The sequence below is a fragment of the Stutzerimonas stutzeri genome (genome assembly GCF_018138085.1).
Classification (GTDB): Bacteria; Pseudomonadota; Gammaproteobacteria; order Pseudomonadales; family Pseudomonadaceae; genus Stutzerimonas; species Stutzerimonas stutzeri_AI.
Map to the genome: position 1 here is coordinate 249,058 of NZ_CP073105.1, position 26,600 is coordinate 275,657.

The following is a 26,600-nucleotide window of genomic DNA, read 5'->3' on the forward strand; positions in this document are numbered from 1 at the left end:
CATGCCGAGCCGCTCGTGCAACGGACGGACGCCAATCTGTCGCACGCCAGGGGACTAGGCCTGGCTGACCAGCACGCGTAGGGTCTAGCATGAGGTTTGGCGGCCGGAAGATCGTCACGGTTTATACCTGGGGATAATCGCTGAGCGTCTTTGGTCGGGCCAGACTATGACCGTACGCTAGCGACGTGCCATTATCCGGAGGTGCTGCAGTGTCGACGATGCTGCTCCAGAACTTATTACAAGAACAATGCGATGACCGATTCAGCACAAGCCAACCCGTCTACGGCCATGCACATACACAGCCCCGCTGCGTGTAGCCCAGCCGAAGTCGATCAGACCGAGCGTACCCGCGTGCTCTACGAGGGCTCGCGGCTCGCATTACTGCTGATGGCCCTATCCAGCCTGGTGTTTCTGTTCGTGCTCTGGGATACGGGCCCCGCTCCGAAGCTGATGGCCTGGTCGGGCTGGACGCTCCTGCTGGCGTTGTTTCGGCTGCACCAGAGCCACACCTTTGCCAAGGCCAGTGCCGAGGAACAGCAGCAGGCGCACTGGTTGCGATCATTCCTGGTGGCCAACACGCTCAGCGCGCTCACCCTTTGCTATGCCTTTCTCGAACTGGCGATAAGCGGGCCCTTTCTGCAGCAGACGGTGCTGCTCGGTTTGCTTGCCTCGGTCGTCGTCGCCGGGGGTGTGGCCTGCGGTGTATCGCTGCGGGCCTTCGGCACCTTCGTGATTCCCTGCTTGCTGCCGGCGGTGGCAATGCTGCTGGGCAGTGGCGAGCCGCAACTGCAGGGGTGGGGGGTACTCGGCGCGATCGTGCTGCTCACGCTGAGCATGATCGCCTGGCAGATGAACCGGCTGGTTACTACCAGTCTGCAACAGCGCTTGCACAATCAACAGTTGATCCGGCGCCTGGAGCGCATGCGCAGCGAGGCCATCGAGCTGAACGGCGACCTGGCACGCGAAGTCGAGCAGCGCCGGCATGCCGAAACCCAACTGCGCGAGGCCTTCGACGGGCTCGAGCGGCGAGTGATCGAACGCACCAGCGAGCTGCGTGAAAGCGAGGCGCGACTGACGCTGGCGCTGGAAGCCAGTGAACTGGGCATGTGGGACTGGGACATGGCCAATGATGAGGTCCATCACTCACGGATGGACGTCATTTTCGGCGTTGGTCGCAGCGATCGGCTGCGGCTCGCCGATCAGCAGCGTCCCGAAGTACACCCCGAGGATGGTGAGCGCGTCCGGCAGGACATGATCGACCATCTGAAGGGCAAGACTGACATCTACTCGGTGCAGTACCGGGCCATGTTGCTCGACGGCACGTCCATATGGATCGAAGACCGCGGTCGGGTCATCGAACGCGACGCCAACGGCCGAGCCTTGCGCATGATCGGCACCCGCCGGGACATCAGCCAGAGCCATCGGCAGGCCGAACAGCTGCGGTTGGCCGCGACGGTGTTCGAGGCCGCGAGCGAGGGCATGGCCATCATGGACCCCGAATTCCGCTTGCTGGCGGTCAATCAGGCCTGCTGCAAACTGTCCGGCTTCACCCGCGATGAGCTGATCGGACGCAGCATCGCACTGCTGGCCAGCTCCGAAGACAGTCGCCAGCAATACGCGACGATCCGCGAAAGCCTGGTGCAGCACGGTAGCTGGCAAGGCGAGCTGATCGAGACCCGCAAGAACGGCGAGGTCTATCCGCAGTGGGCGCAAATGCGCGTGGTACGCGACGCCCACGGCAACGTCACCAATGTGGTCGCCTTCGTATCCGATCTCAGCATCAGGCGACAGGCCGAGGAGCGGCTGCGCTACCTCACTTATTTCGACGAACTCACCGGGCTGGCCAATCGGACGCTGCTCAAGGAGCGTCTGCATAGCGCCTGCGAACGCAGCCGCAGCAGCAACCGCGGGCTGGCGGTGCTCTACATCGATCTGGACCGCTTCAAGATTCTCAATGAAAGCCTGGGCCACGAGGCCGCGGACCAACTGTTGCACGAGGTGTCCCGGCGCCTGTCCCATACGCTGTCGGACGCCGACACCATCGCGCGCCTGTCCGGTGACGAGTTCGTAGCGGTACTCGACGGGTACGGCAGCCTCGCGAGCCTGGCGCACACGGCCAGCCGACTGTTGGCGCGCATCAGCAAACCGATTCAGATCGGCGATCAGGAGCTGGTGGTCCGCGCGTCCATTGGCGCCAGCCTGATGCCGGACAACTCTCGCGAAGCGGCTTCGCTGCTGTTGCAGGCGAACATGGCCATGCAGCACGCCAAGCATCTGGGCGGCAACACCCTGCAGTTCTTCACGGAGCGCTTTCAGGCGTCGAGCCTGGAAAACCTCAAGCTGGAAAACCAGCTGCGTCGCGGACTGGAGGAAGGCCAGCTGGAAGTCTTCTACCAGCCGCGCCTGAACGTGGCGGACGACCGCCTCGATGCAGCCGAGGCGCTGGTGCGCTGGCGTCATCCGCAGAAAGGGCTGATTGCGCCGGGTTTCTTCATCCCGCTAGCCGAGGAAACCGGGCTGATCATTGCCCTGGGCGAGTTCGTGTTGCGTCAGGCTTGCCGCCAGGCGCGTCAGTGGCAGCTCGATGGGCTGGCGGAAATCCGCGTGTCGGTCAATCTGTCGGTCAAGCAGCTGCGCCAAGGCAACTTCGTCAGCTTGGTGCGACAGATTCTCGAAGAAACCGGGTTGCCCGCCGATCGCCTGGAGCTGGAACTGACCGAAAGCCAGTTGCTGGATGACATCGATAACGCCATCACCATCAGCCGGCAACTGCGCGCCCTCGGTGTGAAACTGGCCATCGATGACTTCGGCACCGGTTATTCCTCACTCAGCTACCTCAAGCGTTTCCCGGTGGACTACGTGAAGATCGACCGCTCGTTCATCTGCGAGCTGGATCAGGTCGGCGAAGACTCGGCCATCGTTCGCGCGATCATCGCCATGGTCCATAGTCTGGAGCTCAAGGTCGTGGCCGAAGGCGTCGAGACCCAGGCGCAGGCGGACTTCCTCAAGGCGCACGGCTGTGACGAGATGCAGGGCTACCTGATCAGCCGCCCCGTGCCGGCCGAGGAATTCGTCGAGCTGCTGATGTGAGGGGCCGCCCGGTCGCAGCGGCGAACGGCGCGCCGCTTAATCCGGCGGGCCGGGTGTCCTGAGCGTGGTTTCGCTGGAAAGCTCGCGGTCAAGACCGCTCCCACAACAGCGGTGCTGCGCATGGTTTTAGATGCCAGCCTCATCCCCGTGGGAGCGGTCTCGACCGCGAAAGAGCGCCCGCACCAGCTCTGTGGGAGGCCTCGACCGCAATAAAGCGCCCGCACCAACCCCTGTGGGAGCGGTCTTGACCGCGAAAAAGCGCCCGCACCAGCCCCCCTGTGGGAGCGGTCTTGACCGCGAAAAAGCGCCCGCACCAACCCCTGTGGGAGCGGCCTTGACCGCAATAAAGCGCCCGCACCAACCCCTGTGGGAGCGGTCTTGACCGCGAATGGCTCGGCTGCGTCGTTAACGCGCAGACCTCTAGGGCAGGAGCCGGGCCCGTCCTGCTGAGCGTCACCCACTGAGAGTCCCTGCTAGCCGCGAGTGGTGCTGCCGTCGAGTTCGCGCATGAGCAGCGCGTAGCGCAAATCCACGTCTTCCGGTACCGGCAGGTAGACGGTGTGGCCGTCGCCGGGAGCCACCTCGATGGCCTCGCCGCGGCTGTTTTCCAGGCGATCGAGGCGCAGGTTGAGGTTGCCCTGCGGGGTCATCAGCTCCAGCTTGTCGCCGACCGCGAAACGGTTCTTCACCTTCACCTCGGCCAGGCCGATGCGCCGTTCGCCGGTCAGTTCGCCGACGAACTGCTGGCGTTCGGAGAGCGAGAAGCCGCGTTCGTAGTTCTGGTACTCGTCATGCACGTGACGGCGCAGGAAACCCTCGGTGTAGCCGCGGTGGGCGAGGGATTCGAGGGTGTCCATCAGTGACTTGTCGAATGGCCGTCCAGCCAGCGCATCGTCGATGGCCTTGCGGTAGACCTGCGCGGTGCGTGCTACGTAGTAGTGGCTCTTGGTGCGCCCCTCGATCTTCAGCGAGTGCACGCCCATCTGCACCAGGCGCTCGACGTGCTGCACGGCGCGCAGATCCTTGGAGTTCATGATGTAGGTGCCGTGCTCGTCCTCGGTCGCCTCCATGAACTCGCCGGGACGCGAGACGTCCTCGAGCAGGAACACCTTGTCGGTGGGCGCGCCAGCGCCCAGGGTCGGGTTGCCCTGCGCCTCGACCTGCTGCACGGCGATGGGCTCATAGAGGTGAACAGAGTTGCCCAGTTCGTCCTCCTTCGCTTCGTGAGTCTTGTATTCCCAGCGACAGGCGTTGGTGCAGGTGCCTTGGTTGGGGTCGCGTTTGTTGATGTAGCCCGAGAGCAGGCAGCGGCCGGAATAGGCCATGCACAGCGCGCCGTGGACGAACACCTCCAGCTCCATGCCGGGGACCTGTTCGCGGATTTCGCCGATCTCCTCCAGCGACAGCTCGCGCGAAAGAATCACACGGCTGACGCCCTGGCTCTCCCAGAACTTCACCGTGGCCCAGTTCACCGCGTTGGCCTGCACCGAGAGGTGGATGGTCTGCTGCGGGAAGTGCTGGCGCACCAGCATGATCAGCCCAGGGTCGGACATGATCAGCGCATCCGGGCCCATCGCGACTACCGGCTCCAGATCCCGAATGAAGGTCTTGAGCTTGGCGTTGTGCGGGGCGATGTTGACCACCACGTAGAACTGTTTGCCCAGCGCATGGGCCTCGTCGATGCCGAGCTTGAGGTTGGCGTGGTCGAATTCGTTGTTGCGCACGCGCAGGCTGTAGCGCGGCTGCCCGGCGTACACCGCATCGGCGCCGTAGGCGAAGGCGTAACGCATGGACTTGAGGGTGCCGGCGGGCGATAGCAGTTCTGTACGGGGCAGGGTCATGGTGCGGTGGCTCGGTATATCAACAAGAAATGTGCGGATTCTACTGGGTTGGCCGACGCTTTTCGCCCCGTCCGGTCAAGTGAGCGCGAACTCCTGAGGGTGCTCCCAGTCATTTCATAGACAGGGCTTGCGTCGTGTGCGCCGAGTTCCGATGCAAGCCGCCCGCCATATTCCGGAGGCCATCGTGAGCGCCAACCCCGTCGATGCCAGAAGCAGCCTGATCGCGACGATCTTCTGCGGGGTCGGTTTGATGGCCGCGATCGATGAGATCGTCTTTCACCAACTCCTCGCCTGGCACCATTTCTACGACCGCTCCACACTGGCCATCGCGTTGCTCTCCGATGGACTGTTGCATGCCGCCGAGCTGCTGATGCTGGCCGCCGGCGTCTATCTGTTCGTGCGCCTGAGCCGCGAACGCACCATATCCAGACGGCACGCCTGGGCCGGCCTGCTGTTTGGCGCCGGCGGGTTTCAGCTGTTCGATGGCATCGTCGACCACAAGCTGTTGCGCCTGCATCAGGTGCGCTATGTCGATGACCTCTGGCTCTACGACCTGGCCTGGAACGGCTTCGGTGTCCTCTTGCTACTGATTGGCCTGTTCATCTGGCGGCGGCTCGCAGCCAGCCGTGTGGCCTCACCGCGGAGTGGGTAGCCGATGACGCACGACGCCCATCTGCTGACCCTGGCGGGGACCTTCCTGCTAGTCTTGCTGACCCTGGGCCTGTGGTTCGCCTATGTGCTTGGCGTGCGCAGCCAGCGCCGGCGGCGCAAGGCCTGGTCTTGCCGAAGGCTGATCAGTTTCTCGCTGGGCTGCGGCTTGCTGGTGCTGGCGCTGTCGCCGCCCATGGTCGAATGGGGTCATGCCGACCTGCGTGGGCACATGATGCAACACCTGCTGCTCGCCATGTTCGCGCCCATCGCCCTGATGCTAGGCGCGCCCGGCACCCTGTTGCTGCGTTGCGTGCCGGTGGTCACCGCGCGGCGCCTCACCGATCTGGCCGCCACCGCGCCGCTGCGCTGCGTGAGCCATCCGGTCACTGCGCTACTGCTCGATATCGGTGCGCTCTACGTGCTCTACCTGACGCCGCTGTATCAGCTGAGCTTCAGCCAACCGTTGCTGCATGTCTGGTTGCATCTGCACTTCGTGCTGGCCGGATACCTGTTCAGTTGGTCGATCGCCGGACCGGATCCCGCGCCCCACCGTCCGGGCATATGGCTGCGGTTGGTGGTGCTGTTCATCGCCATCGCCGGCCACGCCGTGCTCGGCAAGTTGATGTACGCCTATGGTTTTCCGCGCGATGCGGGGCACGGCCTGGCGCAGATCGAGGCCGCAGCGCAATTGATGTATTACGGCGGCGATCTGGCCGAGCTGCTGTTGGCGCTGGTGTTTTTCGCCACCTGGTACCGACGCCGGGCGACGTCCGCTGCATTCGGCTGGCAAACGGCAAACCGCCGGACCTAGCGGGTGCCGGGTCCGGCGGTTCGGTGTTGCCGGGGCGCGCAGTGGCTTATGCGGCGGCGATCACGTCGCCGTGGTTTTCCGGCTCGATCAATGCGCGGTGCAGCGCTGCGACCGCATCGTCGTAGTCTTCCTCGTTGACCACGCACTGCATCTCCACCTGACGGATCGACTGGTGGACCGCCTGGATGCTGATGCCGGCAGCGGCCAGCGCGGCCACGGTCTTGGCCAGGATGCCCTTGACCTTGAGGTCCGAGCCGATCGCCGAGACGATGGCGACGTTGTGCACGGTAACTTCCGCAGCCGGATACTTTTCCTCGATCAGCCGCGCGGCGCGGTTGATCAGCTTGCGCGAGCCCGAGGCGTAGTAGGTGATGCTGTTGGCGTCGGAGTCCTTGTTGACCACGTAGAGGCGCAGCTGCTTGAGCAGCTTGCTGATCTCGATGTCGTAGCCGACGTCGCCGAGCATGTCCTGGTCGAACACCTCGATGCCGAAGACGTCCTTGCGCCCGGCGATGATCTCGACGCAGGGCCGCTCGCTCTTGTAATCCTGGCTGATGAGGGTGCCGGCGTGGTCCGGCTCGAAGGCATTCTTGATGCGCAGCTCGATGCCGGCACGGCGCAGCGTCTTGGCCGCGCGCGGGTGGATCGCTTCCATGCCGAGGTTCGACAGCTGATCGGCCACGTCGTAGTTGGTACGGCCGATGGTCACCACCTTGTCCGCCCCGACCAGATTCGGATCGGCGCTGGAAAGGTGGAATTCCTTGTGGATGATCGCCTCGCGGGCGCCGGTGGCAGCGGCGATCTGCGCAAAGGTGATCTCGCTGTAGCCGCGATCGAAGGTGTTCATCAGGCCTTCGCTGCAGTGCGTATAACCGGTGGCGACCACCAGTTCGCGGGACAGGTCCACCTCGGCGAAACTGTGGCGCACCATGTCCTCGAAGGGCAGCGGCGCGTCGCGGTGCCAGCCGGTCAGGTCGACCATCTTGGCGTTGACGCCGCGGTGCTTGAGCGCCAGCACCGAATTGAAGGCGCTGTGCGCTTCGCCGAGTGAGGCGAGCATCTCGCGGACCTTCATGAGGTGTTCGTCGAGCTGGAAGTGGCCGTAGGCGCACAGGCGTTGCAGGCTACTCATGCACTCGCGGGCGTCGTCCAGGCGCGAGTTGACGAACTGGTTGGCCGCGCGCAGCTCGAACTGGCTGGCGAACAGTTCGGCGTTCTTGCCGAGCATCCGCGTGCGCACGGTTTCCAGTGCGTCGAGCCAGGCGCCTTCGTTACGGGCATCGGCGAAGCGCTGATAGACGCCGGGCTCGCCGGTCTTCTTGTGTTCCAGCAGCAGGTTGGTCATGCCGCTGTAGGCCGAGACGACGAAGACGCGCTGATAGAGTGCATCGCCTTCGCGACCGCCGATAAAGATGTTGTCCAGCAATTCTTCGAAGCGGCTCATGGATGTGCCGCCGATCTTTTCTACGGTATGCATCGATTCAACTTCCCATCTTGGGGGTGAATTTCATCCCTGGGCCACCGTCTTCCGGCCGCCAACAAAGATCAGGCCCGGTAGTCGGGCCTGATAGGGGTACGTCAGAGATACGTCTGTTTCTGGATGTGCAGCGGCTCGAAGTTCTCGCGTTCGGCAACGAACGGCGGACGGGGCGAAAGCCCACAGAACGGGGCCTGCGCGGCATTATCCACATGGTTGTAGACGTAGAACAGATTGCTGCGCGCGCTGGGCGTGATGTTGCTGTTCGAGCCGTGCATCGTGTTGCAGTCGAAGAACACCACGCTGCCCGCCGGGCCGGTGGCCGTGTCGATGCCGTAGCGGTCCGCGAGGCGGGTCAGGCTGTCGTGGTCCGGTACACCGAATTCCTGCTTGCGCAGCGACTTCTCGTAGTGGTTCTCCGGCGTCGCGCCGACGCAACGGATGTAGTGCTTATGCGATCCGGGTACCAGCATCAGCGGGCCATTGTGCGGCTCGTTGTCGGTCAGCAGGATCGAGCAGCTAAGCGTGCGCATGCGTGGCAGGCCGTCTTCGATGTGCCAGGTTTCGAAATCCGAGTGCCAATAGAACTCCTTGCCGGTGAAACCGGGTTTGAAGTTCATCCGCGACTGATGCACATAAATGTCGCCACCGAGGATGAAGCTGGCGATGGCGGCGATGCGCTCGTCGCAGGCGACACGGGCGAACAGCGGATTGTCGGCGTGGATGGCGAACACCGAGCGGATCGCGCCGCTGTCGGGTTCCTTGATGGTCTTGCCGGACTCGGCGACGGCCGGGTCCTGGCGCATGCGGTCGAGCTCTTCGCGGAATACCGCGACTTCCTCGGCGCTGAACAGGTTGGGGATGACCAGGTAGCCGTCACGCTCGAAGCGTTCGATCTGGTCCGGCGCGATTGGAGCGTTGGCCAGGTCATTGCGGTAGACAACCGGATCCAGACGCTCCTGCCAGCTGGGTTCGTCGTGCTGGCGCGAAGGGTACAGGTCGGCTTGCACGGGGTTCACTTCGCAGTCTCCTTTCGATTCTTCGGCGGGTTTCACCCACCTACAGCCGAGCTGTAGGATGGGTGAAACTCATCGATAGCGGTGCTGGATCGCACCACATCGTGCCTCTCAGACGGTTTCAGCCTCGAGCGGGTACACGCCGCTGTCGTCATGCACTTCCTTACCGTTGAGCGGCGGATTGAAGACGCAGGCCATCTTCATGTCCTCGCTACCACCGCGCAGCAGGTGCTCGTCGTGCTTGTCGAGGATGTAGAGCGTGCCGGGCTCGATCTTGTAGATCTTGCCGTCGGCGATGGTCTCGACTTCGCCGTTACCGCTGATGCAGTACACCGACTCCAGATGGTTCTGGTAGTGGATGTGCGTCTCGGTGCCGGCATAGATGGTGGTGATGTGGAACGAGAAGCCCATCTTGTCGTCCTTGAGCAGCATGCGGGTGCTGTCCCAGGTCTCGGTCTTGATCTTGCGGTTGGACTGCTCGCAGTCAGCCAGGGTACGTACGATCATGTTTTCAATCCTCAGGAAGCGGCCTGGTTGGCGTCTTGTTCGGACATCACGGCGGCAAAGGCCTTGTCCAGAATGCTCATGGCCTTGTCGATCTGCTCTTCGTTGATGACCAGCGGGCAGAGGCACTTGACCACTTCGCTGTGGGCACCGCTGGTTTCGATCACCAGGCCGTTCTCGAAGGCGTGACGGCAGACGGCGGCGGCGGTGTCGCCATCCGGGCAGCTGATGCCGATCATCATCCCGCGGCCTTTGACGAACAGCGAATCGGGACCATAACGGCGCACGATCTTGTGCATGCCGTCGGCGATGCGCTTGCCCTTGGCCTGGACGCTTTTGGCGAACTGGTCATCGCTCCAGAAGTGTTCGATGGCCGCCGCGGCGGTGACGAAGGCGTGGTTGTTGCCGCGGAAGGTGCCGTTGTGCTCGCCCGGCTTCCACTGGTCCAGCTCCTTGCGCAGCAGCACCATGGCGAACGGCAGGCCGAAGCCCGAAAGGGACTTGGACAGGGTGATCATGTCCGGCTTGATACCCATTTCTTCGAAGCTGAAGAAACTGCCGGTACGGCCACAACCGGCCTGGATGTCGTCGACGATCAGCAGCATCTCGTGCTTGCGGCAGAGTTTTTCCAGCTTGCGGACCCACTCGGCCGATGCGGCGTTGAGGCCGCCTTCGCCCTGGACCACCTCGACGATCACCGCGGCGGGCTTGTCGATGCCGCTGGAGGGATCGGTCAGCAGCTTGTCCATCATGCCGATGGTGTTGACCTTCTCGCCGAAGTAGTTGGCGTACGGCATGCGGCTGACGTCGGTCAGCGGGACGCCGGCGGCGCCACGGTGATGCTTGTTACCGGTCGCTGCCAGAGCGCCGATGCTGCAGCCGTGGAAGCCGTTGGTGAAGCTGATGATGTTGTTGCGGCCGGTCACCTTGCGCGCCAGCTTCAGCGCGGCCTCGACCGCGTTGGTGCCGGTCGGGCCGGTGAACTGCATGACGTAGTCCATGTTGCGCGGCTTTAGGATCAGCCGGTCGAAGGTCGACAGGAAGCGCTCCTTCGCATCGGAATACATGTCCAGGCCGTGGGTGATGCCGTCGGCGCTGATGTAGTCGAGCAGCGCCTGCTTGAGCACCGGATGGTTGTGCCCATAGTTGAGCGTGCCGGCACCGGCGAGGAAGTCGATGTAATGCTTGCCTTCACGGGTGATCAACTCGGCGCCGCGGGCTTGCTTGAAGACCACTGGAAAGGAGCGGCAATAGCTGCGAACACCGGATTCGTGCAGTTCAAACGTTTGCATGGGGTTTCCTCTGATTCGTTGTCTGGAGTCGGTGGCGTCGAACGGACCCGCCCGATAAAGCTCTTCGTCTTCGTGCTGACCGGCGAAGTGCTTGGCCCGAGAGAACAGCGTGCGGGTGCTGTACTCGGTCTCCAGTTGAGCGAAGGCCTTCTTGAACAGCGCTTGTGAAGCACCGTTGTCAGGCGAGATGGTCGTTTCCATGTGACGGACGCCCTGTTCTCTGGCGACCCGAGTAACCAGGGCCATCAGCATGCGCAGGGCCAGACCCTGGCCGCGCATCGACGCGTCTACCGCGACCTGCCAAACGAACAGCGTGTCGGGGCGAGCGGGAGGGCAATAACCGGAAATGAAACCTACCAGCTGGCTGTTTGCGTTCTCGGCCGCGATGGAGGTGTCGGCGAAGTCGGAACACTGCAGCAGGTTGCAGTACACCGAGTTGGTATCCAGAGGCTGGCAGCGTGCTACCAGATCATGGAGGGCGGAACCGTCGCCGTCGGTTGGGCGACGGAGCGTTACGGTAGGAACACTCAAAACAAATCCTTTGGGGTTGTTGATTGAATCCTTTATTAGAATAAACACATCAAAAATCTAATCTCAACCCGCAGTCCTCCATATTCGGCCTTGATTCGCTCCTGATATCGCGGAAGTTCGCCGCTTATCGAGCAATCTGAACTTTTTCCGAAGACGCGGAATTTGCGCCGAATCCGGCTACATATCTGGGTGGATATCTTCGGCGCGTTCAGTGGAAGAATCAGCGTGACTTTCGCGCATCGCTCGCCTGCTACTGGCGGACCGCCAACAGGGGCCTGTCATTTCTGTGAGAGCCAGCAAAATCAAGGGTTTCAGCGCGTATTGGCACCGCCGCCGGTGCTGCCGTTCGGCACCGGTGCGGCCTGTCGATGAGGTGGCGAAAGTTGGGTCGTGAAACGCGCGTGATTCGGCCGCTGAACTATCGTGCTCTGGCGGAGATATCAAAGGCAGATATCGGCGATATATGCCGGGAAGATTGGCGAGGGCGTCGCATTCAATGAAATTTTTGTGGCGAGTTGATTTTTTTGAATTCAGCGAAGTTGCTCTGGTAGTTGTCGGACGCTGGCCGAGTTAGTTATGCCGAGAGGCTGCAAGCTGCTCTAACCCGCGAGCTGGAACTGTTCCGGGCGCCGTGGTCGCACGCCCGGAAAGGTGCCTCAACGCCACCATTGGCGGCCCTGATGTTCGATCAGTTGATGAGCCTGCTCCGGGCCATCGGTACCGGCCGGATAGGGCCTCGGTTTACGGTAATGGCTCTGCCAGCCGCGCAGGATCGGGTCGACCCAGTTCCAGGCGGCTTCCACCTCGTCGCGGCGCATGAATAGCGTCGAATCGCCTTCGATGACGTCCAGCAGCAGTCGCTCGTAAGCTTCCCAGCGGCGGGTCTTGCTGAAGGCATTGGCGAGATTGAGGTCCAGCTCGACGGGCTCCAGTTGCATGCCCTTGCCCGGCGCCTTGGCCATCAGCTGCAGGCTGATGCTTTCTTCGGGTTGCAGGCTGATCACCAGGCGATTCACTTCGCCCTTGGTGAAGAGCATGTGCGGCACCTGCTTGAAGGTGATGATGATCTCCGAGCGTTTGCGGGCCATGCGCTTGCCGGTGCGCAGATAGAAGGGCACGCCGGCCCAGCGCCAGTTGTCGATCTCGGCCTTCACCGCAACGAAGGTCTCGGTGTCGCTGTCGTTGTCGACATCGTTTTCGAAATAGTAGGCCTGCACGTCGTGGCCACCGATGCGGCCGGCACCGTACTGGCCGCGCACGGTCTTGTCCTGCACGTCATTACCGGTGATCGGCTTGAGAGCTTCGAGAATCTTCACCTTCTCGCCGCGGATCGATTTGGCGTCGAAGCGCACCGGCGCCTCCATCGCCACCAGGCAGAGCAGCTGCAGCAGATGGTTCTGCAACATGTCACGCATGGCGCCGGCGTGATCGTAGTAGCTGCCGCGGTTCTCCACGCCGAGGGTTTCGGCCACGGTGATCTGCACATGGTCGATATGACCGCTGCGCCAGATCGGTTCGAACAGCGCGTTGGCGAAGCGCAGCGCCATGAGGTTCTGCACGGTTTCCTTGCCCAGGTAATGGTCGATCCGGTAGATCCGCGATTCTGGGAACACCGCACCGATCGCCTCGTTGATTTCGAGCGCCGAGTCGAGCGAATGGCCGATGGGCTTTTCCAGCACGATACGCGCGTCTTCCCCGGCAAGGCCTGCGCTTTCCAGGTTGGAGGCGATGGGCTCGAACAGCCTCGGCGCGGTGGCCAGGTAGTGCACCCGGACGCGGCCCTCGGCTTGGCCCAGATGGTGCGCAAGCCCGACGAATTCGCCCCGCTGGGACGCATCCATGGCGAAGTAGTCGAGACGCTGACTGAACGCTTTCCAGACGCCAGGCTCGAAATCGGTGCGCGCGATTTCCGCGCGGCAATGGCGCTCGGCCAGGCTCAGATAGGCATCGCGGTCGATCTCCTGGCGGGAGATCGCAAGGATGCGTACGTCGTCGTGCAGCCGGTGTTCACGGTGCAGGTGATAGAGCGCTGGGATGAGTTTGTGTAGCGCCAGATCACCGGTACCGCCAAATACCAGCATGTCGCAGGAAATGGACACAGCGTCACTCCTAGGAAGGTGGACAGACTCAAAGGTGGGCGATGCGGCGAACCTTGTAGTATAACTACAAGCCCACTACAGCCAGCCGGCAAGAACGAATGCGAACGCATCCGCTGCGTTCGACCGCCCTTGCCAGGTATTGATCATAGCGAGTCCGGAACGTGAATCTGCTGCAACACATCGCTCAATCGAGAAGTTCGCTACGCAAGTCGGAGCTGAAGGTGGCCGACCATGTGCTCCTCGATCCAGCTGCGGTGATGCACAGTTCCATGGCCGATCTGGCCCATGTGGTGGGTGTCAGCGAGCCGACCATCGTGCGTTTCTGTCGTGCCATCGGTTGCCTCGGGTTTCAGGATCTGAAGCTGAAACTGGCGCAGAGCCTCGCCGCCGGGGCCAGCTTCGGTCAGTTCGCCATCAGCGAGAGCGACTCGGTCACCGATTTCGCGCTGAAGATCTTCGATACCACCCTGCACACGCTGATGGAGGTGCGCGAGAAGCTCGACTCCGACGCGCTGGAGCGTGCCGTGGCGGCGATGGCAGTGGCCGAGCGCGTCGAGTTCTACGGCTTCGGAGCCTCCGGCGCGGTGGCCACCGATGCCCAGCACAAGTTCTTTCGGCTGTTGCTCAGCGCTGCTGCCTATTCGGACCCGCACATGCAGGCGATGTCCGCGGTTACGCTCAAGCCCACCGACGTGGCGATCTGTATTTCCCAGTCGGGGCGCTCCAAGGACCTGCTGATCACCGCCAACGTCGTGCGTGAATCCGGTGCCACGCTGATCACGCTGTGCCCGAGTCAGACCCCGTTGGCGGATCTGGCCACCATCAACCTGGCGATCGACGTTCAGGAAGACACCGAAATCTATACCCCGCTTACCTCGCGTATCGCCCATCTGGTGGTGATCGACGTGCTGGCGATGGGCGTGGCCATGGCGCGTGGCCCGACCCTCGTCAACCATCTGAAGAGCGTCAAGCGCAGCCTGCGTAGCCTGCGCCTGTCGCCGAAATCGGTGAAACCGCACGAAGATTGACCCCGTTCGAAAGCGGCGTTGGTCATCGCAGCGTCATCAGGCTGTCCTCATAGCGTCACCCATCGCGCCGATGCTGAGCCTCCCAGTACCTTTCTCGGGAGACCAGCATGGCCCAGCAGCGCGAAACCTACGTCAACCTCGATGCCCGCGCCCGCCGCAAGCAGCAGGACGAACGCCGCATGCGCTTCCGCCGCGCGATCGAGAGCTACGACGAGCAGCGTCAATTGCATGCGCAACTGATGGAGTTCCCCGACCTGATGGTTGCCAGCCCGCTGCTGCCCACCTCGGCGGAGTGCCGCTAGGGAGGCCGTCGGTGCCCGACGGCGAGTTCCGTGGCGGTATCGCCGTCATGCCGACAACCCTTTCACCGCGCCGACAAGGCCCGAGCTGACCGCAATCCGGTCAAAACTGATCGGCTCCGCTGAAACGGCGCTCCAGCGCGTTGATCCGTTGGCGTTCGGTGCGCGCGAAGGCGAAGAAGGTCTGCGCTACTGGCGACAGGTATTTGCCGCGGGGGTGGACCAGGCACCAGCTGCGCATCAGCGGTAGCTCTTCGACCGGCAGTTCGATCAGCGCGCCGCTGTGCAATTCGCGCAGCACGGCGTGGCGGGGCAGCAACGCCAGTCCCAGCCCGGCCAGCACCGCTTCGCGCTGGGCTTCCAGCGAGCCCAGCTCGAGCGTCTGGGCGAAGTGTGCGCGCCGCTGGTTGCAGTATTGTTCCGCCGCACGGCGGGTACCGGAACCTTGCTCACGGATCAGCAGCGGCCAGGCGGTGAGGTCCTGCAACTCGAGTGATTCACGCTGGCTCAGCGGATGATCCGGGGGCGCGACGGCGACGATGGCGTTGTCGAGGAAGGGTAGAAATTCCAGGTCCATGTCCGCTGGCACCTGCGAGATTAGCAGCAGGTCGTCGCGGTTGGCATTAAGCCGGTGGACCGCCTGGGCATGGTTGACCACCACCAGTTGCAGGCTGACTTCCGGATGCCGATCGCGAAACAGCGCGAACAGGTGTGGGACGAAATATTTGGCGCTCGACTCGACCGCCAGCTTCAGCTGGCCCTGCAGCGAGCCCTGCAAGGTGGACAGCTGCATATCGAGGCTTTCCAGCCGGCCAAAAATATCCTCGCTGGTGCGTTTGAGCGCTTCGGCGGCATCGGTGAGGTAGAGCTTCTTACCGGTGTATTCGAACAGCGGCTGCCCGAGCAGCTCCTCCAGCTGGCGGATCTGAAGGCTGACCGCAGGTTGGGTCAAGGCCATCTCTTCAGCGGCCCGGCTGTAGGAGTGGTTGTCGCAGACCGCTCGGAAAACACGCAGCTGGCGCAATGTCATTCGCATCAAGGACTTTCGCATGGCGACTCCGATCCGGCGCGATCCGGTGATTTAGGGCGGTTTTGGCGCGACTATAAGTTATAGGTTATGCACAACCAAACAATTATTCATTTTCGTTAATCGATGCTCGCGGAGTAGGGTAAAACGCATCGCCTGAAGGCGGTATCACACGGCCCACTGGGCCATCTGCTCACTGATCCGAGGGAAGACAGCGTGATCAAGAAGCTGCTGATCGCCAACCGCGGTGAAATCGCCGTCCGCATCGTGCGGGCCTGCGCCGAGATGGGCGTTCGCTCGGTGGCGGTATTCGCCGAGCCCGACCGCCATGCGCTGCACGTCAAGCGCGCCGATGAGGCGCACTTCATCGGTGAGGACCCGTTGGCCGGCTACCTGAACCCACGCAAGCTGGTGAATCTGGCCGTGGAGACCGGCTGCGATGCGCTGCATCCGGGTTATGGTTTCCTCTCCGAAAATGCCGAACTGGCGGAAATCTGCGCCGAGCGCGGCATCAAGTTCGTCGGCCCCAGCGCCGAAGTCATCCGCCGCATGGGCGACAAGACCGAAGCGCGGCGCAGCATGATCAAGGCCGGCGTGCCGGTCACGCCCGGCACCGAAGGCAACGTGGCGGATGTCGACGAAGCCCTGGCCGAGGCCGAGCGCATCGGCTATCCGGTCATGCTCAAGGCAACTTCCGGCGGGGGCGGCCGCGGCATCCGCCGCTGCAACTCGCGCGAAGAGCTGGCCCAGGCTTATCCGCGGGTCATCTCCGAGGCGACCAAGGCCTTTGGTTCGGCCGACGTGTTCCTGGAAAAGTGCATCGTCGAGCCCAAGCACATCGAGGCGCAGATTCTCGCCGATTCCTTCGGCAACACCGTGCATCTGTTCGAGCGGGACTGCTCGATCCAGCGCCGCAACCAGAAACTCGTCGAAATCGCCCCCAGCCCGCAGCTGACCCCGGAGCAGCGCGCCTACATCGGCGACCTGGCGGTGCGCGCGGCCAAGGCGGTGGGTTATGAGAACGCCGGTACCGTGGAGTTCCTGCTCGCCGATGGCGAGGTGTACTTCATGGAGATGAACACTCGCGTGCAGGTGGAGCACACCATTACCGAGGAAATCACCGGCATCGACATCGTCCGCGAGCAGATCCGCATCGCCTCCGGCCTGCCGCTCTCGGTCAAGCAGGAAGACATCCAGTACCGCGGCTTCGCCCTGCAGTTCCGCATCAATGCCGAGGAGCCGCGCAACAACTTCCTGCCGTGCTTCGGCAAGATCACCCGCTACTACGCACCCGGCGGGCCGGGCGTGCGCACCGATACGGCGATCTACACCGGCTACACCATCCCGCCGTATTACGACTCCATGTGCCTGAAGCTGATCGTCTGGGCGCTGACCTGGGAAGAGGCGCTGGCGCGTGGTTCGCGCGCGCTGGATGACATGCGTGTCCAGGGCGTGAAGACCACGGCCAGCTACTACCAGAAGATTCTCGAAAATCCGGATTTCCGCAGCGGACAGTTCAATACCAGCTTCGTCGATAACCATCCGGAACTGCTGAACTACTCGATCAAACGCAAGCCGGGCGAACTGGCCCTGGCCATCGCCGCCGCCATCGCCGCCCACGCGGGTTTATGAGGCGGCAGGCTCCAGGCCACAGGCGGCAGGCTGACCGAGCTCGCCTGCAGCCTGCAGCTTGTAGCCTGCAGCTCTGAGGAGAAAGAACATGAATCAGAAGAAAATCACGGTAACGGACACTATCCTGCGTGACGCCCACCAGTCGCTGATCGCCACCCGCATGCGCACCGAAGACATGCTGCCGATCTGCGACAAGCTCGACCGTGTCGGCTACTGGTCGCTGGAGGTGTGGGGCGGCGCGACGTTCGACGCCTGCGTGCGCTTCCTCAAGGAAGACCCTTGGGAGCGCCTGCGCCAGCTCAAGGCGGCGCTGCCCAATACGCGCCTGCAGATGCTGCTGCGCGGGCAGAACCTGCTCGGATACCGCCATTATGCCGACGACGTGGTCGAGGCCTTCTGCGCCAAGGCGGCGGAGAACGGCATCGACGTGTTCCGCATCTTCGATGCAATGAACGACGTGCGTAACCTGGAAACCGCGATCAAGGCCGTGAAGAAAACCGGCAAGCACGCCCAGGGCACCATCGCCTACACCACCAGCCCGGTGCACACCGTCGAGCTCTTCGTCGAGCAGGGGCGGGCGATGCGCGACATGGGCGTCGATTCCATCGCGATCAAGGACATGGCCGGCCTGCTGACGCCCTTCGCCACTGGGGATCTGGTGCGCGCGCTGAAGGCCGAGATCGATCTGCCGGTGTTCATTCACTCGCACGACACCGCCGGCGTGGCCAGCATGTGCCAGCTCAAGGCCATCGAGAACGGCGCCGACCACATCGACACGGCGATTTCCTCCATGGCCTGGGGTACCAGCCATCCGGGTACCGAGTCGATGGTCGCCGCGCTGCGCGGTACCCCGTACGACACGGGCCTCGATCTTGAACTGATCCAGGAGATCGGCCTGTACTTCTACGCGGTGCGCAAGAAGTACCACCAGTTCGAAAGCGATTTCACCGGTGTCGACACCCGCGTGCAGGTCAACCAGGTGCCCGGCGGGATGATTTCCAACCTGGCCAACCAGCTCAAGGAGCAGGGCGCGCTCAACCGCATGGACGAAGTGCTGGCCGAAATCCCGCGCGTGCGCAAGGACCTGGGGTACCCACCGCTGGTGACTCCGACCTCGCAAATCGTCGGCACCCAGGCGTTCTTCAACGTGCTCGCCGGTGAGCGCTACAAGACCATCACCAATGAGGTGAAGCTCTACCTGCAAGGACGCTACGGCAAGGCGCCGGGCACCATCGATACCAAGCTGCAGCGCCAGGCGATCGGCGGGGAGGAGATCATCGAAGTTCGTCCGGCCGACCTGATCAAGCCGGAACTGGACAAGCTGCGCCAGGAGATCGGCGCGCTGGCCCACAGCGAAGAGGACGTGCTGACCTACGCGATGTTCCCCGACATCGGTCGCAAGTTCCTCGAGGAACGCGAGGCCGGCACCCTGCAACCGGAAGTGCTGCTGCCGATCCCGGATGGCAGCGCCGTCAGCGCGGCCGGTGGCGAAGGCGTGCCCACCGAGTTCGTCATCGATGTGCACGGTGAGACCTACCGGGTCGACATCACCGGTGTCGGCGTCAAAGGCGAGGGCAAGCGGCATTTCTTCCTCTCCATTGACGGTATGCCCGAAGAGGTGGTCTTCGAGCCGCTGAACAACTTCGTCGGCGGCGGCAGTGGCGGTCAGCGCAAGCAGGCCAGCGGGCCGGGCGACGTCAGCACCAGCATGCCGGGCAACGTGGTGGATGTACTGGTCAAGGAGGGCGACGTGGTCAAGGCCGGGCAGCCGGTGCTGATCAGCGAGGCGATGAAGATGGAGACCGAGATCCAGGCGCCGATCGCCGGCAAGATCAAGGCGGTGCACGTCGCCAAGGGCGACCGGGTGACCCCCGGCGATCTGCTGATCGAGATCGAGGCCTGACAAATGTCCCTTGGGGAGCCGAAAGGCTCCCTTTTTTTGTCTGCTGAACGAATGCGGGAGTTGGGTCGATGGGGCTAGCGGTCGAGACGGCGCTGATTGCGCAGGGCTTTCAGGTCGCCCTGGGTGCAAGTGAGCGGCTCTGCACCGGTCAGGTCATAACAGCGCTGACCGAACCCCATCGGCCAATAGATGATGCCGCCTGGCGGCCAGAAAATGGACGCGACACGAAAGCGCGCGCGCAACTTACCCTGCTGCAACAGTTCGCCGTTGTCGCTGCTCAGCGTGTAGGGGATACCGCCGGCTGCCGTCCAGAAGAACGGACGCGTCTTGACCAGCCCTTGCGAGTATTGCTGCGGCCGCTCGTAGACGGAGACCTTGCTGTTCTCGGGCAGCTTGAAGTAGGTCGCGGTGGAGCATCCGCTGACCGCTATTGCGAGCGCCAGCAGGCCCGCCGCACGTTCGAGTTTCATCGGTGTTCTTTCCTTGTCGTGACGCCCGGGGCACAGGCGGTGCCCCGTGAAGCGGGCGGCACTATAGCCGAGGCCGGCGCAAGTGGGGCAGTTCCGGCTAAGCCGGTGGCCGCCCGAGACGCCTGCCGCATGGACGTGCTCGATCAACCGCTGGCCGGAACAAGGTCGTGGCCGGTAGGCACGGTTCGCGCGACGCCAGGGTGGGGTTTCGGCGTGCGGTATTCCCTGGCGAGCGCGCGTGGCGCATCGGCCGGGCGCCGGTATCGCAGACGAGGGCTGGCGAAGGCTGTGATGGGGTCGGTGCGGCCGGCGTCTAGTAGCTGTGTCGTGCCCAGCGCATCCGCCTCCGTGGCACCGATGATGGATTGGAACGACCGACATCCGTGTTCTTCTCACGACGAGACCTGCATGCAGAACCTGTTGAACGAGATACTCGAAGAGGTCCGCCCACTGCTCGGCCAAGGCAAGGTGGCCAGTTACATCCCGGCGTTGGCGGACGTTCCGGCAAACCAGCTCGGCATTGCCGTTTGCAGCGCCGAGGGCGAGCTGTTTTACGCCGGCGACGCGAAGACGCCGTTTTCGATCCAGAGCATCTCCAAGGTGTTCAGTCTGGTCCAGGCGATCCAGCACGGCGGCGAGTCGCTGTGGGAGCGGCTGGGGCACGAGCCGTCCGGGCAGCCGTTCAATTCGCTGGTGCAGCTGGAGTTCGAGCGTGGCCGGCCGCGCAATCCGTTCATCAACGCCGGGGCGCTGGTGATCTGCGACATCAATCAATCACGTTTCGCCGTGCCGGCACTGTCGATGCGCGACTTCGTGCGGCACCTCTCGGGCAACCCGCAAATCGTGTCCGATACCCGTGTCGCCGACTCCGAATATCAGCATCGCGCACGAAACGCGGCGATGGCCTACCTGATGCAGGCCTTCGGCAACTTCCACAACGACGTCGAAGCCGTACTGCGTAGCTATTTCCATCACTGTGCGCTGCGCATGAACTGCATCGACCTGGCTCGCGCATTCGGTTTCCTGGCCCGCGACGGCGCCTGTCTGGACGGCGGCGAGCCGGTACTCAGCCCGCGGCAAGCGAAGCAGGTCAACGCGATCATGGCCACCAGCGGGCTTTACGACGAGGCCGGCAACTTCGCCTACCGGGTCGGGTTGCCGGGCAAGAGCGGCGTCGGTGGCGGCATCGTCGCGGTGGTGCCCGGGCGTTTCACCGTCTGCGTCTGGTCACCGGAGTTGAATCAGGCCGGCAACTCGCTGATCGGCATGGCCGCCTTGGAGAAACTATCGCAGCGCATCGGCTGGTCTATCTTCTGAAGGCCGGTCGCTATGGGATTCCTCAGGCCGGGACAGGACCCGGCCTGGTTACGGTCTGTCACACCTTCGTGGTGTCTGGCCTTGAACGTGCAATGTCGTATCCAAACCCACCATAAAGAGAGATCGCCATGAGTCTCGAAGACAAAACGACCGAAACGGCGCAGGAGGCGCTCGATAACCTGATCGCGGGAGTCATGCAGTTCCGCGAGGAAATCTATCCCCAGCAACGCGAGCTGTTCAGCAAGCTCGCCAACGAGCAGACGCCGCGGGCGATGTTCATCACCTGTGCCGACTCGCGCATCCTGCCCGAATTGATCACCCAGAGCTCGCCGGGTGATCTGTTCGTGACGCGCAACGTGGGCAATATCGTGCCGCCGTACGGGGTCATGAACGGCGGTGTGTCGACCGCCATCGAGTTTGCGGTGATGGCGCTCGGCGTGCATCACATCATCGTCTGCGGTCACTCCGACTGTGGTGCGATGAAGGCGGTGCTCAATCCGTCCAGTCTGGAAAAGATGCCAACCGTGAGGACCTGGCTGCGGCATGCCGAGGTGGCCCGCACGGTGGTCGAGGCCAACTGTGGTTGTGCAGACCACAACACCTTGGGCGTACTGACCGAGGAAAACGTGCTGGCCCAGCTCGACCACCTGCGTACGCACCCCTCGGTGGCGGCGCGGCTGGCCAGTGGCGACCTGTTCATTCACGGTTGGGTGTACAACATCGGCACTAGCGAAATTCGCGCCTACGATGCGTCGCGCGGCGAGTTTCGCCTGATCGGCGACGGCCCGCTGCCGATGGCAACGCCGAAATCGCGTTACGTCTGACAACAGTGGATGCGGGGCGCCGTCATGGCGCCTTGCGGTCGCGGATCAGGTAGCAGAGGTCGGGTGTCTTGCTGCAGCCGGCATAGCCTTCGCTGATGACCTCGTTCAGCGCCGCCTGCAAGCGCGACACCGCTTCGTCCGGGGTGTCCTTGTGCAACGCCAGGTAGAGGTCGGTCGGCTGGAAGCTCAGCACAGTCTTCAAACCCTCCGCGCCCTGTTGTTTGGCGTGGTAGCGCCAGACCGGGTCGGCTGTCGCCCACAGGTCGATGCGACCGCTGAGCAGTTTGCGCAGGTTTTCTTCTTCGCTCAGGCTGTCGATCGGCTGCAGGCCTTGGCTGCTCAGCAGCTGGCTGATCCCGCTGCTTTTCTGAGCACCGATCGCGTACGCCTTGGCCTGGCTCAGCGCGGTGAGTGATATGCCGGTGTTCGGGGCGGCCAGCAGGACGCTTTCATAGCGAGCGAGGGGCCCGACCCACTTGAATTGCGCTTGATTCTGTTGTGTGCGGGCGACGGAGAACAGCCCGTAGCCGGCGTCGTCCAGCGTCTGGCTGTAGATCCGATCCCAGGGCGAGCGCAGGGTCAGGCTGTAGGCGATTCCGGCACGCTTGAAGATTTCGCGCACGGTATCGGTGCCGATGCCTTGCACCTCGGCATCTCGCGCGAAGTGCTTGTTGTTCGGGCCCATGTTGAAGGGCGGGAAGTTATCGGTTTGCAGAATGATCTGGAAGTTCTTCGGCAGCTCGGCCTCGGCAATGCCAGTCACGAGTGCGAGGCACAGTAATAGAACGGCTTTATGGGGTGCCCCCATGATGTCTGCTCCCTTGACGCTATTTTTATTGTTGGCGATTCAAGGGTAGTCGCGCGGCGCCGCCCATGCCAGCGTCGAAGGCCGTCAGGGTGAACCCTATCGCGTTGCCGGCGTGGATCAGGACGAGGGGAGTGACGAGGAGATTGCGCCACGCAGCGGCGGCGCATATAGGGATGGACGCAGCGCGGCGCGGCGCTATTTGTGCAGCACGAACTGGCCGGTGAAGCGCACGGCGTCACGACCATCGGCAGATAGGATTCGACTATGCAAGGCGATGCGCGAACGGCCACGGCGGCGATAGATCGTCTCGAAGCGATCCCAGGCGTCTTCGCTCGGTGCCGAGCAGATGGCGATGGCGTCGTCGACCACCGGAAGCGGGTAATCGATCTGGCCCTCGTGAATGACGATGTGACCGTCTTCGATTCCCGCCTCGCGCAGCCGCAGGTGCAACCAGCCCCAGCCGGCCAGCACCGACGCGCAATACAGGCTGCCGCCGAACATGCTGCTCTTGTGGTTGATGTTCGCTTGCAGCGGAACCCTCAGGCGCAGCTCATGGTTTTCCCATTGCTCGACACGCAGGCCCATGGCCCGGGTCAGAGGGATATCGTGGTGCAGGATGGCTTCCAGATAGCGGCTATCGCGGCTCATGCCCGGTGGATTCCTAAACGTTTGCAGATACAGGCAGACGTCAAGCATGACTGCTGAGTCACGAGATTGCCAGTTTCCATCGGCGCTTTTTTGCCTGTCGCGAAACCCTTCGCCGCGGTTGGGTTGTCGCCTCAGCGGGTAGCGGCTTTTTGCTGATAGGCGCAGTAGCCGGGGCGCGGGCCTACGCGCGGATGGTTGCGGCAGGTGTCTGGTCGCTTGGCATAGACCGTGCAAAGGCGAGTCTGGCGATCCAGGTAAAGACAATCGCCGTTGGCCAGGCGAGTCAGGGTGAAGATGCCGTGCTTTTGATTGAAATGCTCGATGATCCCGGCCTTGCTCAGGCGTTTGGCGACCTGTTTGGCCGGCTCGTCGCGCTCGAAGGCGTCGATCACCTCCAGGCGGATCAGGTCTTCGAGACGCACCTCGACCGGCAAGGTGCAGCAGGTTGCCCGGCAATCGCCACACAGGCCATTGCTGTAGCGAGCCCAGGTTTCCAGGCGGTCGGGGTCGGCGGAAGCGATCAGTCGAGTTTTCACGGGGGCAGGCAATCGGTCATGACGGCGCGCGATCATAACGAGCCGGAGTGGAATTTCCAGCGAATCCGACGAGTCGAACGACGGACAAACGGTCGCGCAGAACCAGCCGAAACCTGCAAACCTGTCTACATTGCCCTTTTGCGAGGTGGCCCGGTGCTGCCATGTACCCCTCACTCTCCATTTCTCCGCTTCTCGAGGTCTGCTCATGACGCAAGAATCCATTGCTTCCAATGCCGATGAAGTCACAGCCTTCCGCAACGCCATCATCAGCAAGCTGACCTATTCGATCGGCAAGGATCCGGAGCACGCCTCCGACCACGACTGGTTCGAAGCGGTTGCTCTGGCGACCCGCGACCGCATGATCGACCAATGGATGGATCGCACGCGCCAGGGCTATCGCGAAGGGAAGAAGCGCGTGTACTACCTCTCGCTGGAATTCCTGATTGGCCGGCTGCTGGTCGATAGCCTGAGCAACCTGGGGCTGCTGGAAGTGGCGCGTGAGGCGCTGGCCGGCGTCGAGGTCGATTTCGAGCGCATCCGTGTGCTCGAGCCGGACGCGGCGCTCGGCAACGGCGGCCTCGGCCGGCTGGCGGCCTGCTTCATGGAAAGCATGGCGACGCTGGGCATCGCTGCCCATGGTTATGGCATTCGTTACGACCACGGCCTGTTCCGGCAGGCGATCGTCGATGGCTGGCAGCACGAGCAGACCGAGACCTGGCTGAATTTCGGCAACCCCTGGGAATTTGAACGCCCCGAAGTGAGCTATCTGATCGGCTTTGGTGGCAGCGTCACGGCCATGCCGCACGACGCGACCGGGCCGGATCAACCCAAGCATTTCTGGCACTGGGCCGAAGGCGTCCGTGCCATCGCCTATGACACGCCGGTGGTCGGTTGGCGCGGGGCGAGCGTCAATACGCTGAGGTTGTGGCGGGCCCGCGCCGAGGCGGACTTCCATCTGGAGCGCTTCAACGCCGGCGATCACATCGGAGCGGTCGCCGAGGAAGCGCGCGCCGAGAGCATCTCGCGGGTGCTATACCCGGCCGACAGCACCGAAGCGGGGCAGGAGTTGCGTCTGCGGCAGGAGTATTTTTTCGTCGCCGCCTCGCTGCAAGACCTGTTGCGCCGTCATCTGGATCAGCGTGGCACCCTGCTGAACCTGCCTGAGTTCGCCGCCATCCAGCTCAACGACACCCACCCGGCGATCGCCGTGGCGGAACTGATGCGGTTGCTGGTCGACGTGCACGACATTCCCTGGCGCAAGGCCTGGGAGCTCACCGTTGGTACGCTCTCCTACACCAACCACACCTTGTTGCCCGAGGCGCTGGAAACCTGGCCGGTGGGCCTGATGGAGCGCCTGTTGCCGCGTCACATGCAGATCATTTACCTGATCAATGCGCAGCATCTCGATGCGTTGCGCGAGCGCGGTATCCATGACCTCGATCTGCTGCGCTCGGTATCGCTGATCGAGGAAGGGCATGGCCGGCGGGTGCGCATGGGCAACCTGGCCTTCCTCGGTTCGCATTGCATCAACGGCGTGTCGGCATTGCATACCGGGCTGATGCGCGAAACGGTCTTTACCGACCTGCATTCGCTGTACCCGAAACGCATCAGCAACAAGACCAACGGCATTACCTTTCGCCGCTGGCTGTATCAATCCAACCCGCAGCTGACCCGCCTGCTGGTCGACCATGTGGGCGAGGAGTTGCTCGACTCGCCGGAAACCCTGCTGCGTCAGCTCGAACCCTTTGCCGACCAGCCGGACTTCCGCGCGCGTTTCGCCGCGCAGCGGCTGAGCAACAAGCAACTGCTGGCGCGCATGATCCAGGAGCGGCTTGGCATCAGCGTCGACCCGAATGCGCTGTTCGACGTGCACGTCAAACGCATCCATGAATACAAGCGGCAGCTGCTCAACCTGCTGCATACCGTGGCGTTGTATCAGGCGATACGCTCCGACCCGGGCGGCCACTGGGTGCCGCGGGTGAAGATCTTTGCCGGCAAGGCGGCGGCGAGTTACCACACGGCCAAACTGATCATCAAACTGACCAACGATATCGCGCGGACGATCAACGACGATCCCACCGTACGCGGGCTGCTCAAGGTGGTGTTCCTGCCCAACTACAACGTCAGCCTGGCCGAACGCATCATTCCGGCCGCCGACCTGTCCGAGCAGATCTCCACCGCGGGACTCGAGGCCTCCGGTACCAGCAACATGAAGTTCGCGCTCAACGGCGCGCTGACCATCGGCACCCTGGACGGTGCCAACGTCGAGATGTGCGAGCAGATCGGTGCCGAGCACATGTTCATCTTCGGCATGACCGCGCAGGAGGTCGAGGCGCGCAAACAGGCCAACGAATACAACGCCGAGGCCACCATCATCGATTCACCGCGGCTCAACGAGGTGCTGATGGCGATTCGCAACGGCGCCTTCTCGGCGGACGACCCTGCGCGCTACACGGGGCTGATCGATGGCCTGAAATGGCACGACACCTTCATGGTCTGCGCCGATTTCGAGGCCTACTGGCAGGCGCAGCTAGAGGTCGAGGCGCGTTGGCGCGATGCCGACAGCTGGTGGCGCTCGGCCGTGCTGAACACCGCTCGCACGGGCTGGTTCTCCTCGGACCGGACCATTCGCGAGTATGCCGAGGAGATATGGAAGGTGCTGTAAAGGGCATCCGGGCGCTGCGACAGGCAGGGCAGAGCGGCCGCCGTATCGGCGCGGCCGCTTCGCTGAACTCCGCGGATATCGGTCGGTCTGAGGGAGGGTTAGTTTCCCCTTGGCCTGCTAAACTGCGCGGG

General features: G+C 63.1%; 21 protein-coding genes and 1 pseudogene. 10 read left to right on the top strand and 12 right to left on the bottom strand.

The features are described from left to right. Positions 1-252: 252 nt before the first annotated feature. Complete coding sequence (locus KCX70_RS01225) at positions 253-3,090, top strand: putative bifunctional diguanylate cyclase/phosphodiesterase (RefSeq protein ID WP_212619039.1); 2,838 nt, start codon at positions 253-255, stop codon at positions 3,088-3,090. A gap of 473 nt (positions 3,091-3,563) precedes the next feature. On the opposite strand, the gene yegQ is transcribed toward KCX70_RS01225, so the two are convergent. Next, on the bottom strand, positions 3,564-4,931 hold the full coding sequence (gene yegQ, locus KCX70_RS01230; RefSeq protein ID WP_212619040.1) for a tRNA 5-hydroxyuridine modification protein YegQ: 1,368 nt from the start codon (positions 4,929-4,931) through the stop codon (positions 3,564-3,566). A 184-nt stretch (positions 4,932-5,115) separates the two neighbouring features. Between yegQ and KCX70_RS01235 the strand changes: the two genes are divergently transcribed. Continuing rightward, positions 5,116-5,583, top strand: a complete 468-nt coding sequence (locus KCX70_RS01235; RefSeq protein WP_212619041.1) for a DUF2243 domain-containing protein — start codon at positions 5,116-5,118, stop codon at positions 5,581-5,583. A 3-nt stretch (positions 5,584-5,586) separates the two neighbouring features. Next, positions 5,587-6,393: a cytochrome c oxidase assembly protein gene (locus tag KCX70_RS01240; protein ID WP_212619042.1), complete on the top strand. Its 807-nt coding sequence runs from the start codon at positions 5,587-5,589 to the stop codon at positions 6,391-6,393. A gap of 46 nt (positions 6,394-6,439) precedes the next feature. Here KCX70_RS01240 and KCX70_RS01245 read toward each other — a convergent pair whose 3' ends face one another. The 6 genes and pseudogenes from KCX70_RS01245 to zwf form a co-directional block, all read right to left on the bottom strand. Continuing rightward, on the bottom strand, positions 6,440-7,870 hold the full coding sequence (locus KCX70_RS01245; protein WP_021207335.1) for an aspartate kinase: 1,431 nt from the start codon (positions 7,868-7,870) through the stop codon (positions 6,440-6,442). A 101-nt stretch (positions 7,871-7,971) separates the two neighbouring features. Next, on the bottom strand, positions 7,972-8,880 hold the full coding sequence (thpD, locus tag KCX70_RS01250; RefSeq protein ID WP_031310859.1) for an ectoine hydroxylase: 909 nt from the start codon (positions 8,878-8,880) through the stop codon (positions 7,972-7,974). A 117-nt stretch (positions 8,881-8,997) separates the two neighbouring features. Then, positions 8,998-9,393, bottom strand: coding sequence for an ectoine synthase (locus tag KCX70_RS01255; RefSeq protein WP_021207333.1), 396 nt, complete (start codon positions 9,391-9,393; stop codon positions 8,998-9,000). Positions 9,394-9,404: 11 nt separating this feature from the next. Further along, positions 9,405-10,682 (bottom strand): diaminobutyrate--2-oxoglutarate transaminase, encoded by a 1,278-nt coding sequence (gene ectB / locus KCX70_RS01260; protein WP_212620268.1) that lies wholly within the window; start codon positions 10,680-10,682, stop codon positions 9,405-9,407. Between the two features lie 99 nt (positions 10,683-10,781). After that, a pseudogene (gene ectA, locus KCX70_RS01265) lies at positions 10,782-11,261 on the bottom strand (diaminobutyrate acetyltransferase); the annotation flags it as partial. A 608-nt stretch (positions 11,262-11,869) separates the two neighbouring features. Next, entirely contained in the window at positions 11,870-13,312 is a 1,443-nt protein-coding gene (gene zwf, locus KCX70_RS01270) for a glucose-6-phosphate dehydrogenase (protein ID WP_212619043.1), read from the bottom strand. Between the two features lie 161 nt (positions 13,313-13,473). On the opposite strand from zwf, the gene hexR reads away from it, so the two are divergent. Together hexR and KCX70_RS01280 are read left to right on the top strand one after the other, a co-directional pair. Next, positions 13,474-14,340: a transcriptional regulator HexR gene (gene hexR, locus KCX70_RS01275; RefSeq protein ID WP_102851748.1), complete on the top strand. Its 867-nt coding sequence runs from the start codon at positions 13,474-13,476 to the stop codon at positions 14,338-14,340. A gap of 107 nt (positions 14,341-14,447) precedes the next feature. Continuing rightward, positions 14,448-14,642, top strand: coding sequence for a PA3496 family putative envelope integrity protein (locus KCX70_RS01280; RefSeq protein ID WP_102851747.1), 195 nt, complete (start codon positions 14,448-14,450; stop codon positions 14,640-14,642). A gap of 100 nt (positions 14,643-14,742) precedes the next feature. Here the strand turns inward: KCX70_RS01280 and KCX70_RS01285 are convergent, their stop codons facing one another. Next, positions 14,743-15,690 (bottom strand): LysR family transcriptional regulator, encoded by a 948-nt coding sequence (locus KCX70_RS01285; RefSeq protein WP_102851746.1) that lies wholly within the window; start codon positions 15,688-15,690, stop codon positions 14,743-14,745. A 192-nt stretch (positions 15,691-15,882) separates the two neighbouring features. Between KCX70_RS01285 and KCX70_RS01290 the strand changes: the two genes are divergently transcribed. Both KCX70_RS01290 and oadA read left to right on the top strand, forming a co-directional pair. Next, a complete protein-coding gene (locus tag KCX70_RS01290; protein WP_212619044.1) occupies positions 15,883-17,298 on the top strand; it encodes an acetyl-CoA carboxylase biotin carboxylase subunit in 1,416 nt (471 codons plus the stop codon). Between the two features lie 88 nt (positions 17,299-17,386). Continuing rightward, complete coding sequence (oadA, locus tag KCX70_RS01295) at positions 17,387-19,201, top strand: sodium-extruding oxaloacetate decarboxylase subunit alpha (RefSeq protein WP_102851744.1); 1,815 nt, start codon at positions 17,387-17,389, stop codon at positions 19,199-19,201. Between the two features lie 74 nt (positions 19,202-19,275). Here oadA and KCX70_RS01300 read toward each other — a convergent pair whose 3' ends face one another. Next, positions 19,276-19,671, bottom strand: a complete 396-nt coding sequence (locus KCX70_RS01300; RefSeq protein ID WP_102846349.1) for a hypothetical protein — start codon at positions 19,669-19,671, stop codon at positions 19,276-19,278. A gap of 408 nt (positions 19,672-20,079) precedes the next feature. Here KCX70_RS01300 and glsB point away from each other — a divergent pair, with 408 nt between their 5' ends. Continuing rightward, complete coding sequence (gene glsB, locus KCX70_RS01305) at positions 20,080-20,988, top strand: glutaminase B (RefSeq protein ID WP_021207324.1); 909 nt, start codon at positions 20,080-20,082, stop codon at positions 20,986-20,988. Between the two features lie 128 nt (positions 20,989-21,116). Further along, positions 21,117-21,812 carry a carbonic anhydrase gene (locus KCX70_RS01310; RefSeq protein WP_102851743.1) on the top strand — a complete coding sequence of 232 codons (696 nt, stop codon included), beginning with the start codon at positions 21,117-21,119 and terminating at the stop codon, positions 21,810-21,812. Positions 21,813-21,834: 22 nt separating this feature from the next. On the opposite strand, the gene KCX70_RS01315 is transcribed toward KCX70_RS01310, so the two are convergent. The 3 genes from KCX70_RS01315 to KCX70_RS01325 form a co-directional block, all read right to left on the bottom strand. Further along, entirely contained in the window at positions 21,835-22,620 is a 786-nt protein-coding gene (locus KCX70_RS01315; protein WP_212619045.1) for a substrate-binding periplasmic protein, read from the bottom strand. Positions 22,621-22,815: 195 nt separating this feature from the next. After that, positions 22,816-23,268 (bottom strand): thioesterase domain-containing protein, encoded by a 453-nt coding sequence (locus tag KCX70_RS01320; protein ID WP_021207321.1) that lies wholly within the window; start codon positions 23,266-23,268, stop codon positions 22,816-22,818. Between the two features lie 131 nt (positions 23,269-23,399). Further along, positions 23,400-23,804 (bottom strand): YkgJ family cysteine cluster protein, encoded by a 405-nt coding sequence (locus KCX70_RS01325; protein ID WP_031310857.1) that lies wholly within the window; start codon positions 23,802-23,804, stop codon positions 23,400-23,402. Between the two features lie 205 nt (positions 23,805-24,009). Between KCX70_RS01325 and KCX70_RS01330 the strand changes: the two genes are divergently transcribed. After that, positions 24,010-26,469 carry a glycogen/starch/alpha-glucan phosphorylase gene (locus KCX70_RS01330; protein ID WP_102851741.1) on the top strand — a complete coding sequence of 820 codons (2,460 nt, stop codon included), beginning with the start codon at positions 24,010-24,012 and terminating at the stop codon, positions 26,467-26,469. Positions 26,470-26,600: the final 131 nt, after the last annotated feature.

Coding starts and splice junctions, on each gene's coding strand:
- KCX70_RS01330 (WP_102851741.1), top strand. CDS start 24,010: ATGACGCAAGAATCCATTGCTTCCAATGCCGATGAAGTCACAGCCTTC.
- KCX70_RS01280 (WP_102851747.1), top strand. CDS start 14,448: ATGGCCCAGCAGCGCGAAACCTACGTCAACCTCGATGCCCGCGCCCGC.
- KCX70_RS01320 (WP_021207321.1), bottom strand. CDS start 23,268: ATGAGCCGCGATAGCCGCTATCTGGAAGCCATCCTGCACCACGATATC.
- yegQ (WP_212619040.1), bottom strand. CDS start 4,931: ATGACCCTGCCCCGTACAGAACTGCTATCGCCCGCCGGCACCCTCAAG.
- KCX70_RS01285 (WP_102851746.1), bottom strand. CDS start 15,690: ATGCGAAAGTCCTTGATGCGAATGACATTGCGCCAGCTGCGTGTTTTC.
- KCX70_RS01255 (WP_021207333.1), bottom strand. CDS start 9,393: ATGATCGTACGTACCCTGGCTGACTGCGAGCAGTCCAACCGCAAGATC.
- KCX70_RS01300 (WP_102846349.1), bottom strand. CDS start 19,671: ATGAAACTCGAACGTGCGGCGGGCCTGCTGGCGCTCGCAATAGCGGTC.
- KCX70_RS01225 (WP_212619039.1), top strand. CDS start 253: ATGACCGATTCAGCACAAGCCAACCCGTCTACGGCCATGCACATACAC.
- glsB (WP_021207324.1), top strand. CDS start 20,080: ATGCAGAACCTGTTGAACGAGATACTCGAAGAGGTCCGCCCACTGCTC.
- KCX70_RS01245 (WP_021207335.1), bottom strand. CDS start 7,870: ATGCATACCGTAGAAAAGATCGGCGGCACATCCATGAGCCGCTTCGAA.
- KCX70_RS01315 (WP_212619045.1), bottom strand. CDS start 22,620: ATGGGGGCACCCCATAAAGCCGTTCTATTACTGTGCCTCGCACTCGTG.
- KCX70_RS01240 (WP_212619042.1), top strand. CDS start 5,587: ATGACGCACGACGCCCATCTGCTGACCCTGGCGGGGACCTTCCTGCTA.
- oadA (WP_102851744.1), top strand. CDS start 17,387: ATGAATCAGAAGAAAATCACGGTAACGGACACTATCCTGCGTGACGCC.
- KCX70_RS01310 (WP_102851743.1), top strand. CDS start 21,117: ATGAGTCTCGAAGACAAAACGACCGAAACGGCGCAGGAGGCGCTCGAT.
- ectB (WP_212620268.1), bottom strand. CDS start 10,682: ATGCAAACGTTTGAACTGCACGAATCCGGTGTTCGCAGCTATTGCCGC.